Origin of the sequence: Pseudomonas sp. M20 (assembly GCF_045037865.1) — a bacterium.
Classification (GTDB): domain Bacteria; phylum Pseudomonadota; class Gammaproteobacteria; order Pseudomonadales; family Pseudomonadaceae; genus Aquipseudomonas.
Window position 1 is genome coordinate 1,900,720 of record NZ_CP173611.1, and the last position, 14,798, is coordinate 1,915,517.

The window sequence follows — 14,798 nt, forward strand, 5'->3', positions numbered from 1 at the left end:
GCCGGCAAGCCCTCAATGACGAATTGAAACTTTTTAAATGACGCTTTCCGCTAGGTCTGTGGGGGACTTTTTGCTAAGGTGTCCGGCATCCCAATATGACCATATCGCGAGGTGTCTGCTTGATTAGGGTGCTAGTGGTCGATGACCATGATCTCGTTCGCACAGGCATTACACGTATGCTGGCCGATATCGATGGCTTGCAAGTGGTTGGCCAGGCCGAATCCGGGGAAGAGTCCCTGATCAAGGCCCGAGAGTTGAAGCCCGATGTGGTGCTGATGGACGTCAAGATGCCTGGCATCGGCGGCCTGGAAGCCACGCGCAAACTGTTGCGCAGTCATCCGGATATAAAGGTGGTCGCAGTAACGGTGTGTGAAGAGGACCCGTTCCCGACACGCTTGCTGCAGGCTGGTGCTGCGGGTTATCTGACCAAAGGCGCGGGCTTGCCGGAAATGGTCCAGGCCATTCGCCTGGTATTTGCCGGCCAACGCTATATCAGTCCGCAGATTGCCCAGCAATTGGCGATCAAGTCCTTCCAGCCGTCCAACGACTCTCCCTTCGATGCCTTGTCCGAGCGGGAAATTCAAATCGCCTTGATGATTGTCGGCTGTCAGAAGGTACAGATCATTTCCGACAAGTTATGTCTGTCGCCGAAAACCGTGAACACCTATCGCTACCGTATTTTCGAGAAGCTTTCGATCAGCAGCGATGTCGAGTTGACACTGTTGGCGGTTCGTCACGGCATGGTTGATGCCAGCCTCTGACCATGACTGAAACATTCGATTCCGGCGCTTTTCTGTCGACAGTCAGTGGGCGCCCGGGCGTCTATCGCATGTTCGACAGCGATGCGCGCCTGCTGTACGTGGGCAAGGCCAAGAACCTGAAAAAACGCTTGGCCAGCTACTTTCGCAAAACCGGTCTGGCACCGAAGACCGCCGCGTTGGTCGGGCGCATTGCGCAGGTCGAAACGACCATCACCGCCAACGAAACCGAAGCGCTGCTGCTTGAGCAAACGCTGATCAAGGAGTGGCGGCCGCCGTACAACATTCTGTTGCGCGACGACAAATCCTATCCCTATGTGTTTCTGTCCGACGGCCAATTTCCGCGCCTGAGCATTCATCGCGGGGCGAAAAAAGCCAAAGGCAAATATTTCGGCCCCTATCCGAGCGCCGGCGCCATACGCGAAAGCTTGAGTCTGCTGCAAAAGACCTTCTTCGTTCGCCAGTGTGAAGACAGCTACTACAAGAACCGTACCCGTCCATGTCTGCAATATCAGATCAAACGCTGTAAAGCGCCTTGCGTCGGGCTGGTCGAGCCCGAGGTTTATGCCGAAGACGTGCGTCACTCGGTCATGTTTCTTGAGGGGCGTAGTCACGCGCTGACCAACGAACTGTCGACGGCGATGGAAGAGGCTGCGATCAACCTGGAGTTCGAGCGAGCCGCCGAGTTGCGGGATCAGATAGCGTTACTGCGCCGGGTTCAGGATCAGCAGAGCATGGAAGGCGGCACGGGGGACATCGACGTCATTGCGGCATTCGTCAATCCGGGCGGCGCCTGCGTGCATTTGATCAGTGTCCGTGGCGGGCGCGTGCTGGGCAGCAAGAATTTCTTCCCGCAAGTTGGAATCGAAGAGGATGTGTCGGAAGTCATGGCCGCGTTTCTTGGCCAATATTTCATCAGCAGCCCTGAGCGCGATTTGCCCAGCGAACTGATCGTCAACGTTGTGCATGAAGATTTTCCGACGCTGATCGAAGCGATCCATGAACTGCGTGGCCGCGAATTGGCCATCAGTCATCGGGTGCGCGGTACTCGTGCGCGCTGGCAGCAACTGGCCGTGACCAACGCCGAGCAAGCGTTGGGCGCACGCCTGGCCAACCGTCAACACACCGCCGCGCGGTTTGAAGCCCTGGCCGAAGTGTTGAACCTGGATGAGCCGCCGCAGCGTCTGGAATGCTACGACATCAGTCATTCCAGTGGTGAGGCCACGGTTGCTTCCTGTGTGGTGTTTGGCCCGGAAGGCGCGATCAAGTCGGACTATCGGCGCTACAACATCGAAGGTGTCACGGCGGGTGACGACTATGCCGCCATGCACCAAGCCCTGACGCGACGTTTCAGCAAACTCAAGGAAGGCGAGGGCAAGTTGCCGGACATCTTGCTGGTGGACGGTGGCAAGGGTCAGTTGTCGATGGCTCGCGATGTTCTCAACGAGCTGGCCGTGCCGGATCTGATTCTGCTCGGCGTCGCCAAAGGCGCTACTCGCAAGGCGGGCTTCGAAACGTTGTATCTAAATGATGCGGCGCACGAGTTCACCTTGCGTGGCGACTCGCCGGCGCTGCACTTGATTCAACAGATCCGCGATGAGGCGCACCGCTTCGCTATTACAGGACACCGCGCACGTCGTGGCAAAACCCGCCGTACGTCAACGCTGGAAGGCGTTGCGGGCGTCGGGCCGACCCGGCGTCGTGATTTGTTGAAACATTTTGGTGGATTGCAGGAGCTGTCTCGTGCAAGCATCGAAGAGATCGCCAAAGCCCCGGGGATCAGTAAAAAGCTCGCAGAGTCGATTTATGCAAACCTGCATAGCGAGTAGAATGCCCCTTCACCTCGTAGCCAGTTGTGCCGATGAATATCCCTAATCTGATTACCGTTCTACGCGTCCTGCTCATCCCGATCTTCATTTTGCTGTTTTATCTGCCTTACCAGTGGAGTTACATGGCGTCCGCCTCGGTGTTTGCCTTTGCGGCAGCGACGGATTGGCTGGACGGTTATCTGGCCCGCCGTCTGGAGCAAAGCACGCCGTTCGGTGCGTTTCTCGATCCGGTCGCCGACAAACTCATGGTCGCAGTGGCACTGGTGCTTCTGGTCCAGGAACACGGCAATCTCTGGCTCACTCTGCCGGCTGCTGTCATCATCGGTCGCGAGATTGTGGTGTCGGCCTTGCGTGAATGGATGGCCGAACTCGGTGCCCGTGCCCACGTAGCCGTTTCGAATCTCGGCAAATGGAAAACCGCCGCGCAGATGCTCGCGTTGGTGATCCTGCTGGCCAATCCGAAGGACTTCAGTTTCTGGGTTATCCTGGGTTACGCGTTGCTGATGGTCTCTGCTGGGCTGACATTGTGGTCGATGGTTCAATACCTTCGCGCAGCTTGGCCGCACCTGAAGACCGATGTTGAAAAGAAATAAAACTTTTTTGAATCAAGGGGTTGACGGAGCTTCTTAATTCTATAGAATGCGCATCACCAAGCGGGAATAGCTCAGTTGGTAGAGCACGACCTTGCCAAGGTCGGGGTCGCGAGTTCGAGTCTCGTTTCCCGCTCCAATTTGTACAGTGTTTGTTGTTGTGCTACTGACAGCAGATGCTTTGAGGCCGAGTAGCAAAATGGTTATGCAGTGGATTGCAAATCCACCTACGCCGGTTCGATTCCGACCTCGGCCTCCACTATAAACAAGCTCCGTAGATCCATGATTTACGGAGCTTTTTTATTTGCACTGCGCTGCAAGATTTAGTCTTGAAAAACGGCCATTGCGAACTTGCTTCACCGGGAAGTGATGTATATATTTCCCGCACTGCTGTTCAAGGTTGGATCCTTTCAGGATCGCTACCGTGCAGCAGAAGACAGCAACACCGCGCTACCGCCCGAATGGCGAAACTGGTAGACGCATGGGACTTAAAATCCCCCGCTCGTAAGGGCGTGCCGGTTCGATTCCGGCTTCGGGCACCATCTTGAATCAAGGGTTTGCGGGCGAAAGCTGATGCAAGCCCTTGTTTGTTTCTGGGTTAGCAATCCAGGTCATAAGCGCGCCGGAATTGGCGCACCCACACTCCTTGGGCTTTAGGTAAAGGAAAGGGAATCCGGTGGCTACAATCGGCAGGTTGCAGGGCGTTCCGAAAAGATGCCCGGACGTAGCCGGGCTTGTATGGAAAAATTCAGCGCGAGTCCACTTCTTTCGAAGAGCGAGATGAAGATCGTTCACTTCGTCTCTTAAGCCAGCTGAAGAACGCGTGCATCGGGTGCAGGAAGGCGGCAAGCACGCCGATGAGCATGATGATGAAGATGGCAACAAGCGGGATGCTTTCGTGCGAGAACATGGTGGGTTACTCCTGTAGTCACTATGTCGGAACCCGCAGCCTAGACGCATCGAGCCATGTTTTCGATGAACGTATGTTCATCCTTCCGTGCCTCATCTGTGCTACAGCGAGGCTCAGCAGATCGGCGGGATTCAGTCCACGAGAATGTTCGGACAGTGCCGCGTTGCGCCATGAATATCAAAGGCCTGCATGAGTTTTCTCATGCAGGCCTTTTTCGTGCCTTGCAAATACGCACTGCTAGACGAATGCTTGCCCGCTGAATCCACGAGGCAAGCGCTGAAGACCGGCCATTGTTGTCAGGCGGTCGATCCATTCTGCGCGCCAGTTCGCGGCGCCGTGCGAGGCTTTGGCCTGACGAGCCATTCGGCGAGTGGCGTTGCGCTGATCCTTTCGTGCCTGTTTGTAGGCATCGGTATTGCGGCAACTGCGGCATTTCACACGATTGAGTTCGCGGCTTGCCGAAAGTTGTTTGCCTTGGTGCCCACAGGCCAGATGCCCGTCGACGTTGAAATGGATAACCATCACTGTCTCCTTTGCGACATGTATGAGTTTTGACAACTCATGCACAGCGCCGTTCGGCGCTTGGACTCAGGCAAAAAACACCCGCATGCGGGCGGGTGGGAGGATTGCTGCCCATAGAAGTGATTTCACTGTAGGCGTGCAGATGCGGTCGTCAGGTCAAAAATGCAATCGCTGGAGAAGTAACCAGAACAGGCGCACGTGCGCGCGGTGACGGACGTGTCACCGCTTGGAGGCAAGTTTCTGAGATCGTGGCGAAGTCAGAAGTTATCTGAACCGAGGCAGTGGCCGATCAAGGGGTTTGAGCGCAGATAGCGTATTGCGAATCAGCGGAGCATCTTTTTCGATGTCGTTCAGCCGGTCACGTATGCGTAGGGCGGTAGGGTGTCCGCCTTGGTGATCGACCCAGTCGGCGATCTCTTTGCAGGCGGCCGCGAGGCGCGCTTGCCGAGCGTCGAGCAAGGTGAGGAGGGTGGTGATGGACTCTTTTTCGGACATGGAACACCTCCGTTCTATGAAACCTGAGCTGCAGCAAAAAGCCCGCGTGTTGCGAGCCTTCTGCCGTGGGGCGCTGCTCCTTCAGCTGATTTCAGTATAGACCCGCTTCTGATCGGCATCAGACGGAAGACTGGCGGGCCGGTGATGGGGCGCTGGCTACGTTGAGGCGTTTGCATTCACGTCGAGCGTCCTCTTCCGCGTCAAAGCCATCGCCGATGAAACCGCCAGTGCGTGTATCGCAGATGCGAAACCAGCTACACGCATCGGCTGGATCATGCCGACTGTCTCCGGCGCGTCGACCATAAATGGTGATCTTCTTGCAACGCTTCACGACGAAAATGTCTTCCATGGCGTCACCGCAGCTGATTCGTGTCAGATCAACTATAGAAGCCCTTGGCAAACGTGCAAAAAATAGACAGCTCAGCTCATCGGTTTCCAGCGCCAGCCTTCGCGGTGCCAGGTCAAATCATGGCTTGGGTTTAACGCCCGTAGAAATGCCTGATCGTGGGAAACCACGACAATCGCTCCAGGAAATGTCCGCAAGGCTTGTTCGAAAGCTTCCACTGAAGCCAGATCAAGATGATTGGTGGGTTCATCCAGCAGCAGTAATTGCGCAGGCGTCTGGCGCCACAGCGCCAACGCAAGTGCAGCTTTCAGTCGTTCACCACCACTGAGGGCAGCGCAAGGCCGGGTGGCACGTTGCGCATCCAGTTGCAGTTGAGCGAGGAAGGTGCGCAACGTGCCTTCGCTCAGAGGCGTTTGCTGTGCCAGCAATTGATCAACAATGGATGTATCGGGATCCAGCAGTTTCAGCTGTTGATCGAGAAAGGCAAAAGGCACATGCGTGATGCACTCGCCGCTCATGGGTGCCCACTCGCCAGCCAGCAATCTCAACAGCGTTGATTTGCCGCAACCGTTAGGACCGCTGACAACGATGCGCATCGGCCCTTGAATGGCGAGATCAAGTCGAGTGCTGAGCGCATCTGCCGGCAACCATGGCAAGCAGGCGTTGATCAGCGTGCTCACCCGGCGGTTATTCGGAACCACACTGCCCGGTAGATTGATCAGCACGCTGTCGTCCGTCAGGACATTGGCGTACGCCTCACGAACGCGCTCATCCAGATCGGATTTGCGTGCCTGATGGCCGACCTTTACGTGTCCCACGATGTCCCGCGCGGCCGCTTTCATCGCCGCCCGTTCGAAGCCAGAAGCGTTGGCAGTTTGCGCATTGCGCCGGCTGCCAGCCGCGTGGCGCTGAATCGTATCGTGCTCGCGCTGCAGTCGCGTACGTTCGCGCTGACGCTCGCTGAGAGCCTGATCAAGTTGCGCCTGCGCCGCTTGTCGATGTACTCGGCGATGCTCGGCGAATTCCGAAAACCTGCCGCTGAAAATGGTTGCCCCCAGAGGCGTAAGTTCGACGATTCGCTGCATGTGTTCCAGCAGTTGCCGGTCATGGCTGACGACAATCAGCCCGCCATGCCAGCGATCAAGCGAGCTCATCAGCCATTGTCGACCGGCGGTGTCGAGGTGATTGGTGGGCTCGTCGAGCACCAGCAATTGCGCCTGCCTCAACAGCGCACCGATCAGGGCAATTCTGGCTTGCTGACCACCGCTGAGGTGTTCCGTCAGATCCGCAGCATTGATGTCGGCCAACCCGGCATCATCGAGCATCTGCCGCAAGCGCTCCGCCAGATCCCAGCGTTCGCCGATCAAGTCGAAATCTTCGGTTATGGCACAGCCGAGTTTCAGTCGTTCCAGCGCGCTGAAAACTGTGGCCGTCCCTGTCGCGTCGGCTACGGTTTGCCCAGATGTGGTGATGAAGGTTTGTGCAACGTAGTGTGCAGAAGTCGAACGTATCACGCTGCCGGAAGTGGGTTGCAAATGCCCGGCGATCAAGCGTGCGAGCACACTTTTGCCAACACCATTGCGCCCGACGATAGCGGTCGGTTGACCATCGAAATTGAGGTTCAGGGCTTCGAACAGTGTTGCGCCGTTGGCGAACTGAAAACCCAGTTGATTCAGGGAAACGAGTGTGGTTGTACGCGAGACGTGAGTCATCGGCACCTCGAAAAAATGTCGTGAAAACTGACAAGCGCCTGAGGCGGCGTGTCGCGATTACATTTTTAGAAGGCTGAGTTGTTCACTTCTGCGGTCGTCCGAAAGAGGGGAAGGTGGCTAGCCTAGATGGCGCGGCGCAGCAGATCAAGGCACGTCGGTCATTTCGCTCATTCGCTCATTCGCTCAAGAAACATCGCCAACGCCACTTCCTCGGCACGCAAGCCCTTGCGCACGCGCGGACGTGGCAGTTCAGCGAGGGCGCCGAGCATGAATTTTTCTACCACGGCGGGGTGGATGTAGCATTTTCGGCAGACCGCCGGGGTGTTGCCCAACTGCTTGGCGACGCCTTTGACCATCTCTACCACATGCCGTTTGGCTTCGGTCTCCGACTCCCATTGCAACTCGCGCAACACCGCCAGAGCCAAAGCGCTACCGGCCCAGGTGCGGTAATCCTTGGCGGTGAAATCGGCGCCGGTCAGGGTTTGCAGGTAGGCGTTGACGTCAGAGGAGCTGACAGAGTGTCGCTCGCCGTTTTCATCCAGGTACTGAAACAGGTTCTGTCCCGGAATCTCCAGGCAACGCTTGATAATCCGGGCCAGGCGTCGATCCTTGACGGTGATCTGATGCTCAATGCCGCTCTTGCCGCGAAACTGGAACAGGATCGCGCTACCGTTGACCTCGACATGTCGGCTACGCAGGGTGGTCAGGCCGTAGGAGCGGTTGTCGCGGGCGTATTGCGTGTTGCCAACGCGGATCAGCGTGGCATCGAGCAGGGTGATCACCGTAGCCATGACCTTGTCGCGACTGAAGCCGGGCGCCGCCAGCAGCGCTTCCAGTTGCTTGCGCAATTTAGGTAACGCCAGACCGAACTCGCGTAGCCGCGAATACTTGTCGGCATCGCGCACTTCGCGCCAGCGCGCGTGATAGCGATATTGCTTGCGGCCACGGGCATCACGCCCGGTGGCTTGCAGATGACCGCGCGGGTCGGGGCAGATCCACACGTCGGTATAGGCTGGCGGCACCGCGAGGGCATTGATGCGTTTGATTTCGTCCGGATCGTTGATGCGTTGGCCCGAAGGTTCGAAATAGCTGAACTTGCCACGCAGTTTTTTGCGGGTGATACCGGGCTGGGTGTCATCGACGTAATGCAGGTCGGATGGCAATTCGGCGATCAACTCGGTGTCGGGCATGGCGGTTTCCTTCGATGGCGCGGCGGTCTGTAAAACGATTGACCGCACGCCATCGCCGTCGTGCCGAATGATTCAGGCGAGGACCGCGACCGCTTTGATCTGCGCCCACAATCGCTGGCCCGCGTGCACGCACAATTGATCTCTGGAATAGCGCGTGATGCGCGCGAGCAGCGGGGTGCCGCCCGCATCGAGACGAATCAGCACGTGCGCGGCGTTGTCGGCTGATTGTTCACTGATCACTGTCACCGGCAGTCGATTAAGAATGCTGCTGAACTCGCTGTTCTGCAGGGTCAGGCTGATATCCCGGGCGTGTACTTTGCAACGCAGTGTCTGGCCGACCTTCATCGGTGCATGTGTTACGCGAATGCTCATCTCGGTGGCCGGCAGTTGCAGGCTCAGGAGCTGATATTGCGCATCGTAAGCACTGACCTGGCCTTCAATGATCACACCCGCGTCATCGCCCATCGCCATCGGCAGGTCGAGGCGCGCGAGGGTTTCACCGATCGGGCCGCTGGCCAGCGCTTTACCTTCGCTGAGTAACACCAGATGGTCCGCCAGCCGCGCAACTTCGTCCTGCGCATGGCTGACGTACAACAGCGGAATTTCCAACTCGTCATGCAGACGTTGCAGATACGGCAGGATTTCACTTTTGCGCTGGCTGTCGAGAGCGGCCAATGGTTCGTCCATCAACAGCAGTTTCGGGCTGGTCAGCAGCGCGCGGGCGATGCCGACGCGCTGGCGTTCGCCACCTGACAGATGCTGAGGATGGCGCTCTAGCAAATGACCGATGCCCAAGAGTTCGGTGGCCTGCGCCATGTCGACCCGACGCTGGGACTTGGCGATGCGCTTGAGGCCGAATTGCAGATTGGCCAACACCGACAGGTGAGGAAACAGGCTGGCTTCCTGAAATACATAGCCGAGCGCGCGTTTATGTGGCGGGACGAAAATGCCGTTGTCGCTGTCCTGCCAGACTTCGTCGTTGATCTGGATAAAGCCCTGTTCGGCGCGTTCTAGCCCGGCGATGCAACGCAGGCAGGTGGTTTTACCTGAGCCGGAATGCCCATAAAGCGCGGTCACGCCGCGTCCCGGCAAGTTCAGGTCGACGTCGAGGTTGAAACCCGAATAAGCAATGTTCAGACGTACATCAATCATCAATCAGCTCCAGCCTGCGCGGGTCTTGCGGCTGGAGTACAACGCCAGCAACACCAGAAACGAGAACACCAGCATCGCCCCGGCCAACCAGTGCGCCTGGGCATATTCCATCGCTTCGACGTGGTCGTAGATCTGTACGGAAACCACGCGGGTCTTGTCGGGAATGTTGCCGCCAATCATCAGTACCACGCCAAATTCACCAACCGTATGTGCGAAGCCAAGAATAGCTGCGGTGATAAATCCGGGGCGCGCCAGTGGCACAATCACGCTGAAAAATGTGTCCCAGGGATTGGCGCGCAAGGTCGCGGCCACTTCCAGAGGACGGGTGCCGATCGCCGAGAACGCGTTTTGCAACGGTTGCACCACGAACGGCATGGAATAGATCACCGAGCCGATCACTAGCCCGGTAAAGCTGAAAGTCAGGGTGCCCAGGCCCAGCCATTGGGTGAACTGGCCGAGAAAACCGTGCGGCCCCATCATCAGTAACAGATAGAAACCTATTACGGTCGGTGGCAGTACGAGGGGCAGGGCGACGATCGCCCCAATCGGGCCGCGCAACCACGAGCGGGTACGCGACAACCACAGGGCAATCGGAGTGCCGATAACCAGCAGGATCGCGGTGGTCAGGGACGCCAGTTTCAGGGTAAGCCAGATCGCCGCGAAATCGGCACTCGTGAGCGACATTTTAGAGCTGGTAACCGTAGGACTTGATCACCGCAGCGGCTTTCGGGCCTTTGAGGTATTCAACCAGTGCCTTTGCAGCGGCGTTGTCTTTGCCTTTATTCAGAATGACCGCGTCCTGTTTGATCGGGTCGTGCATGCTCGCAGGGACGATCCATGCCGAACCGCTGCTGACTTTGCCGTCCTTGTAGATCTGCGACAGGGCGACAAACCCCAGTTCGGCGTTGCCGGTGGAGACGAACTGGTAAGCCTGCGTGATGTTCTGGCCTTCAACTATCTTGGCTTTGGTGGCTTCGGTCAGTTTGAGTTTTTCCAGCACTTGCGTGGCGGCCAGGCCGTAGGGCGCCGCTTTCGGGTTGGCGATGGACAGGTGCTGGTATTCGTTGTTTTTCAGCACCTCGCCTTTGGCATCGACATAACCTTCTTTCGCCGACCACAACGCCAGGGTACCGATGGCATAGGTGAAGCGCGAACCTTTGACGGTGTCGCCTTCTTTTTCGAGTTTCTCCGGGGTGGTGTCGTCAGCGGAGAGGAACACTTCAAATGGCGCGCCGTTCTTGATCTGGGTGTAGAACTGGCCGGTGGCGCCGTAGGCGGCGACCAGTTTGTGCCCGGTGTCTTTCTCGAAATCGGCGGCGATGGCCTGGATCGGCGCGGTAAAGTTGGCTGCCACCGCCAACTGTACTTCATCAGCCTGAGCAGCGCCGATGGCGAAGACGGCGAGCAATGAGGCCAGGCAGGCAGGGGCAAAACTTGAGGCACGAGTGGTCATGTAACAGCTCCGTTGTTGGCGGGTGCAGAGGGCAGTTGTTGTTGGAGGTGGAGGTGGACTGCGCCGATGCGAGGGTGTATTCGCTATATAGAGAAATATATAGCGAAATGCCGCCAAACAGGAAGTGTTGGTTAAAGCCAAAGTGAGGATGCTTGAATCCTCACTCCGTTTAGCGTCACTGGCGAGTGAGTTTTGCCAATGCACCTTCGGCCAATTGCCGGGTCAGTTCAGCGCTGCCGATGTCTTGGCCGAGAGTGAATGCCTGACCCGCCCAGAGGTTGGCAAATTCGGCTTCGTTGATCGCTCGCAATGGCATCAGTGCACCACCGGCCAAGGGAAATGCAGGTGCCGTCGGCGACATCGGACCCAGCTCACGCATGACGCGGTTGAGAATACCCCGCGCTGGTCGCCCGGTAAAAATATTGGTGATCGCCGTTTCGCTCTCTTTGGCGGTACGCAGCGCTTTGTGGTGAGCTGCGCTGACTTTCGCTTCCGGCGTGAACAGATAGGCTGTGCCGACCTGTACTGCCGAAGCGCCCAGCAAGAACGCCGCCGCCACACCGCGAGCATCGGCAATCGCCCCGGCAGCGATCACCGGCACTTTCACCGCATCAACCACCTGAGGCACCAGGGCAAACGTGCCGACCTGACTGCTCAGATCATCACTGAGAAACATGCCGCGATGCCCGCCGGCCTCGTAGCCCATGGCGATAATCGCGTCGCAGCCGTTCTGTTCCAGCCAGATCGCTTCATCGACCGTCGTGGCCGATGAGAGAATTTTCGCCCCGGTTGCCTTGACCCGCTCGAGCAAGGATTTCTCTGGCAGACCGAAATGGAAGCTCACGACTTCAGGTCGAAACTCTTCCAGCACTTCACAGGCTGCCGCATCAAACGGTGCCCGATTGGACACCGGAGTCGGTGCAGTGAAATCCACGCCCAGTTCGCGGTAATACGGTTCCAGCAAATGCTTCCAGTCACTTGCACGTTGCTCATCGGCCGGCGGTGGCTGATGGCAGAAGAAGTTGACGTTGAAGGGCTTGTCGGTGTGCTGGCGAATGGTGTTCAGCTCTTCGCGCAATTGCTCGAGGCTCAGCATCGCTGCCGGCATCGAGCCCAGGCCACCGGCATTGCACACGGCGATGACCATGGACGAATTTGTCGCGCCGGCCATCGGGCCCTGGATGATCGGCAGTTCAATGCCGAGCAGGTCAAGAATGCGCGTGTCTGGCCATTGGCTCATGAAGGCGGTACTCCAAACTATGAAAGGCAAAGCCGGTTTTTTAGCAGTAAAAGCGGATCCGCAGCCAGTTCGAAATTCAGAACAACCCGTGCAGTTTTTCAGCGTCGATGAAATCCACCACCGCCTCCGCCGCCAAACGAGTGATTCATGAATTGCGAGGAGTTGTGAAAATTGTTGGTGCGCTGGTTGCCGAAATTGCGTGCGGCGGATTCACGGTTGAGGTTCTGCAACTGCGCATTGTTATTGACCGGTGCCGTGCGAGTCGCGCCGCCCCCGACCATCGATTGCCAGCCGTTGTCGGTCTTCTTGTACACGTTGCCGTCGTGTCCCGCGTAGACGTTGTCGCCCACGCGTGCCGCACCGCCATTGCGCCCGCGAACACCGCCATATTGAGTGGTGTTGCCGGTGTTGGGGTTGTACACGGCACCACGATTGGCGGTGACCTGCGTGCCGTTACGCGCATTGCCGGCGGTAACGCGTTCGCCGGCAATGGCGCCGCCGTTTGGCCCGACTGCCACGCCACTGCGCCCTGCTGCGTAGTTGCCGGTGTAGACGTTATGCACGGCACCGCGTTGACCGGCAGCCGCGACGCCAGTGCGTGAGTTATAGGAAGAACCCACCTGACCGGCCCAGCGATTCCCGGTCCAGGCGTTGTACCCAGCGCCCGAGCGACTGACCGTCGCGAGATTACCCCACTGATGGTAGATATTACCGGTGGTACCGGCCCAGCCACCCGGACCCCAGGCCACCGCGCCACCGCGATAACCGTAAGCGGCGCCACCCCAGGCCAGTGGCGCCGGATACAGGTGCGGTCCCCAGGCGTAACCCCAACCGTAATTGCCCCACCACGGGTACGCGCCCCAACCCCAGCCCATCGCCACGGTGCTGCCGCCCCAGCTCCAGCCGAAACCGAAACCGAAGGTCCAGCCCGTCCACGGCGTGTAGCGAATGGCGACGCCGAAACCGTAAGTCACCGGCGGGCCATACCAGACGCCGCCCACCCAAGGCGTGTAGGGATAACCGGTGCCATACACCACGACGCCCGTGGCCGGATCCAGATTTGAACCCTGATAACCCGGCGTGTAGCCGACCACCACGGTATCGCCGCTGGACTCGTAGACTTTGACGTAGGTGAGGTAATGCATGGGCGAACTCGGTGGGATCGAATAGATCACCGCCGGCACCGAGCTGGCCACAACCCAGGGGCCGGTCACGGTAGTGGCAGTGAACCAGATACCGTTTTCCACCGCGTACCAACTGTCGTTGTCGACACGGATGATGGGCGTGGCGCTGTTGACCACATATTGCAGGGTTGTCGTGTTGATAGCCTTGAGCTGCGGTTCGCCATCGAATTGTGGCGTGGTCATTTTCACCGCGCTTTTTTTGATCGCCGACGTCTGTGGAATGGTCGCGGCAATCGCCGCTTCCTTGGCTTGCGGGGTGCCGGCAACCGAGGCTTTGACGTTTTCTTTCGGGCTGTCGTCGGGGATGTTGGCGAAATCTGCCGGAAGCTTGTCTGCAGGGGTGAACGTCCACGGGCCATTCATATCGGTGGCGCGAAACCAGCGCCCGGAGATCAGCACATAGCTGTTCTGGTCACCGATTTCCTTGAAGATGTGCCCGGTGGTATTGGTGACATACAACAAGCCTGTGCCCTGAATCGGCGACCATTGCACCGCGCCGTCAGTGACCAGCAATTCAGTCGGCGTGGTCGCGACGAAAATCTTTGGCTGTGGTGGCTTGGCAAGGCTGGGGACCTTGTCTTTAGGGTCGCTTTGTCCGGTCAGCAGATCCACTTGCCGGCTCTGAATGGCGGTCTGCTTGGCTTTCTCCAGTTCTGTCGGCGGTGAGGCCAGGCGCGTGTAGGCACCATCGAGCTGGTCGGCGACCATCCAGCCATCGAAGACGTGCAGATAATGTTTGCCTTGCGCGTCCTTCAACAATAGCGGTCGCGTGTTGATCACCCGCTGCAGCGCAGTACCCTCTACCGGTCGGTAGGCCGCATCGCCATCGATATAGACGAGCAGGGCGGGCACGTCGGAACTGATGATGGTCGGCGGTGTGTTTTCCAGGGGGGCGCTGTCAGCTTTCTGCTCGGCGGACAGTACACCGACGGCCGCTTCGAGTTGATCCAGCGAGATGGTTTTCTTGCGGTTCCCGGCATCTTTTTGCAGTGCCGCGACCCATGTGTTGGCTTGACTGGCATCGGCCGGTAAGTCGGCTTTGATGATCTTGTACTGATCCAGCGCGACCCAGCGTGTGGTCTTGTCGACCAGCGTATGCGCGCTGAATTGCACGATCCCGTAGGTCGATTTGCCATCGGCAGCGGTGGCTTCGACGGCTGCGCGAGCATTGAGGGTGTAGCCGTCCCAGCTGTCGAGTTGCGGTTGGTACACCGTCAGTTTCGCCTTGCCGCTAGTGATGACTTGCGGCCAGGCCGGCTCGCTCGGAGCCTCGCTGGCTGGCGCCGCCCAGGCACTGCCGAATGTCAGCAGGCACAGCATCAACATCGCGAAGAACGAGCGCGGGTAAGACATTGTCAGCTCCATCGACAAAGCGGTTTCTGAAGAAATAACGGCGAAACCACGACCGTCGAAAAAG

General features: G+C 58.2%; 14 protein-coding genes and 3 tRNA genes. 6 read left to right on the plus strand and 11 right to left on the minus strand.

Features of this window, described 5'->3' with window-relative positions; genetic code table 11:
* Nucleotides 1-119: 119 nt before the first annotated feature.
* The 6 genes from uvrY to ACI514_RS08655 all read left to right on the plus strand — a co-directional run bounded on the left by uvrY (nt 120) and on the right by ACI514_RS08655 (nt 3,719).
* Complete coding sequence (gene uvrY / locus ACI514_RS08630; protein ID WP_016984198.1) at nt 120-761, plus strand: UvrY/SirA/GacA family response regulator transcription factor; 642 nt, start codon at nt 120-122, stop codon at nt 759-761.
* A 2-nt stretch (nt 762-763) separates the two neighbouring features.
* Complete coding sequence (gene uvrC, locus ACI514_RS08635; RefSeq protein ID WP_127927157.1) at nt 764-2,587, plus strand: excinuclease ABC subunit UvrC; 1,824 nt, start codon at nt 764-766, stop codon at nt 2,585-2,587.
* A 32-nt stretch (nt 2,588-2,619) separates the two neighbouring features.
* Nucleotides 2,620-3,180, plus strand: coding sequence for a CDP-diacylglycerol--glycerol-3-phosphate 3-phosphatidyltransferase (gene pgsA, locus ACI514_RS08640; RefSeq protein WP_007950102.1), 561 nt, complete (start codon nt 2,620-2,622; stop codon nt 3,178-3,180).
* A gap of 60 nt (nt 3,181-3,240) precedes the next feature.
* A tRNA-Gly gene (locus ACI514_RS08645) sits at nt 3,241-3,316 on the plus strand.
* A 46-nt stretch (nt 3,317-3,362) separates the two neighbouring features.
* A tRNA-Cys gene (locus ACI514_RS08650) sits at nt 3,363-3,436 on the plus strand.
* A gap of 196 nt (nt 3,437-3,632) precedes the next feature.
* A tRNA-Leu gene (locus ACI514_RS08655) sits at nt 3,633-3,719 on the plus strand.
* 206 nt (nt 3,720-3,925) lie between these two features.
* On the opposite strand, the gene ACI514_RS08660 is transcribed toward ACI514_RS08655, so the two are convergent.
* From ACI514_RS08660 to ACI514_RS08710, 11 genes are all read right to left on the minus strand, one after another.
* On the minus strand, nt 3,926-4,087 hold the full coding sequence (locus ACI514_RS08660; protein ID WP_174244458.1) for a hypothetical protein: 162 nt from the start codon (nt 4,085-4,087) through the stop codon (nt 3,926-3,928).
* Nucleotides 4,088-4,324: 237 nt separating this feature from the next.
* Nucleotides 4,325-4,609 (minus strand): hypothetical protein, encoded by a 285-nt coding sequence (locus ACI514_RS08665; protein ID WP_160058205.1) that lies wholly within the window; start codon nt 4,607-4,609, stop codon nt 4,325-4,327.
* A 264-nt stretch (nt 4,610-4,873) separates the two neighbouring features.
* A complete protein-coding gene (locus tag ACI514_RS08670; RefSeq protein WP_007912278.1) occupies nt 4,874-5,104 on the minus strand; it encodes a hypothetical protein in 231 nt (76 codons plus the stop codon).
* A 118-nt stretch (nt 5,105-5,222) separates the two neighbouring features.
* On the minus strand, nt 5,223-5,453 hold the full coding sequence (locus tag ACI514_RS08675) for a hypothetical protein (RefSeq protein WP_405123547.1): 231 nt from the start codon (nt 5,451-5,453) through the stop codon (nt 5,223-5,225).
* Nucleotides 5,454-5,524: 71 nt separating this feature from the next.
* Nucleotides 5,525-7,162 (minus strand): ATP-binding cassette domain-containing protein, encoded by a 1,638-nt coding sequence (locus ACI514_RS08680; protein WP_405123548.1) that lies wholly within the window; start codon nt 7,160-7,162, stop codon nt 5,525-5,527.
* 167 nt (nt 7,163-7,329) lie between these two features.
* Complete coding sequence (locus tag ACI514_RS08685) at nt 7,330-8,352, minus strand: DNA topoisomerase IB (RefSeq protein ID WP_405123549.1); 1,023 nt, start codon at nt 8,350-8,352, stop codon at nt 7,330-7,332.
* Between the two features lie 72 nt (nt 8,353-8,424).
* Complete coding sequence (modC, locus tag ACI514_RS08690) at nt 8,425-9,504, minus strand: molybdenum ABC transporter ATP-binding protein (protein ID WP_405123550.1); 1,080 nt, start codon at nt 9,502-9,504, stop codon at nt 8,425-8,427.
* Between the two features lie 3 nt (nt 9,505-9,507).
* Nucleotides 9,508-10,188 (minus strand): molybdate ABC transporter permease subunit, encoded by a 681-nt coding sequence (modB, locus tag ACI514_RS08695; protein ID WP_160058195.1) that lies wholly within the window; start codon nt 10,186-10,188, stop codon nt 9,508-9,510.
* A gap of 1 nt (nt 10,189) precedes the next feature.
* Complete coding sequence (gene modA / locus ACI514_RS08700; RefSeq protein WP_405123551.1) at nt 10,190-10,957, minus strand: molybdate ABC transporter substrate-binding protein; 768 nt, start codon at nt 10,955-10,957, stop codon at nt 10,190-10,192.
* Between the two features lie 175 nt (nt 10,958-11,132).
* Nucleotides 11,133-12,197 carry an NAD(P)H-dependent flavin oxidoreductase gene (locus ACI514_RS08705; RefSeq protein ID WP_405123552.1) on the minus strand — a complete coding sequence of 355 codons (1,065 nt, stop codon included), beginning with the start codon at nt 12,195-12,197 and terminating at the stop codon, nt 11,133-11,135.
* Between the two features lie 98 nt (nt 12,198-12,295).
* Nucleotides 12,296-14,734, minus strand: coding sequence for an autotransporter (locus ACI514_RS08710; RefSeq protein WP_405123553.1), 2,439 nt, complete (start codon nt 14,732-14,734; stop codon nt 12,296-12,298).
* Nucleotides 14,735-14,798: the final 64 nt, after the last annotated feature.

Coding starts and splice junctions, on each gene's coding strand:
- uvrC (WP_127927157.1), top strand. CDS start 764: ATGACTGAAACATTCGATTCCGGCGCTTTTCTGTCGACAGTCAGTGGG.
- pgsA (WP_007950102.1), top strand. CDS start 2,620: ATGAATATCCCTAATCTGATTACCGTTCTACGCGTCCTGCTCATCCCG.
- ACI514_RS08660 (WP_174244458.1), bottom strand. CDS start 4,087: ATGTTCTCGCACGAAAGCATCCCGCTTGTTGCCATCTTCATCATCATG.
- ACI514_RS08665 (WP_160058205.1), bottom strand. CDS start 4,609: ATGGTTATCCATTTCAACGTCGACGGGCATCTGGCCTGTGGGCACCAA.
- ACI514_RS08670 (WP_007912278.1), bottom strand. CDS start 5,104: ATGTCCGAAAAAGAGTCCATCACCACCCTCCTCACCTTGCTCGACGCT.
- ACI514_RS08675 (WP_405123547.1), bottom strand. CDS start 5,453: ATGGAAGACATTTTCGTCGTGAAGCGTTGCAAGAAGATCACCATTTAT.
- ACI514_RS08680 (WP_405123548.1), bottom strand. CDS start 7,162: ATGACTCACGTCTCGCGTACAACCACACTCGTTTCCCTGAATCAACTG.
- ACI514_RS08685 (WP_405123549.1), bottom strand. CDS start 8,352: ATGCCCGACACCGAGTTGATCGCCGAATTGCCATCCGACCTGCATTAC.
- modC (WP_405123550.1), bottom strand. CDS start 9,504: ATGATTGATGTACGTCTGAACATTGCTTATTCGGGTTTCAACCTCGAC.
- modB (WP_160058195.1), bottom strand. CDS start 10,188: ATGTCGCTCACGAGTGCCGATTTCGCGGCGATCTGGCTTACCCTGAAA.
- modA (WP_405123551.1), bottom strand. CDS start 10,957: ATGACCACTCGTGCCTCAAGTTTTGCCCCTGCCTGCCTGGCCTCATTG.
- ACI514_RS08705 (WP_405123552.1), bottom strand. CDS start 12,197: ATGAGCCAATGGCCAGACACGCGCATTCTTGACCTGCTCGGCATTGAA.
- ACI514_RS08710 (WP_405123553.1), bottom strand. CDS start 14,734: ATGTCTTACCCGCGCTCGTTCTTCGCGATGTTGATGCTGTGCCTGCTG.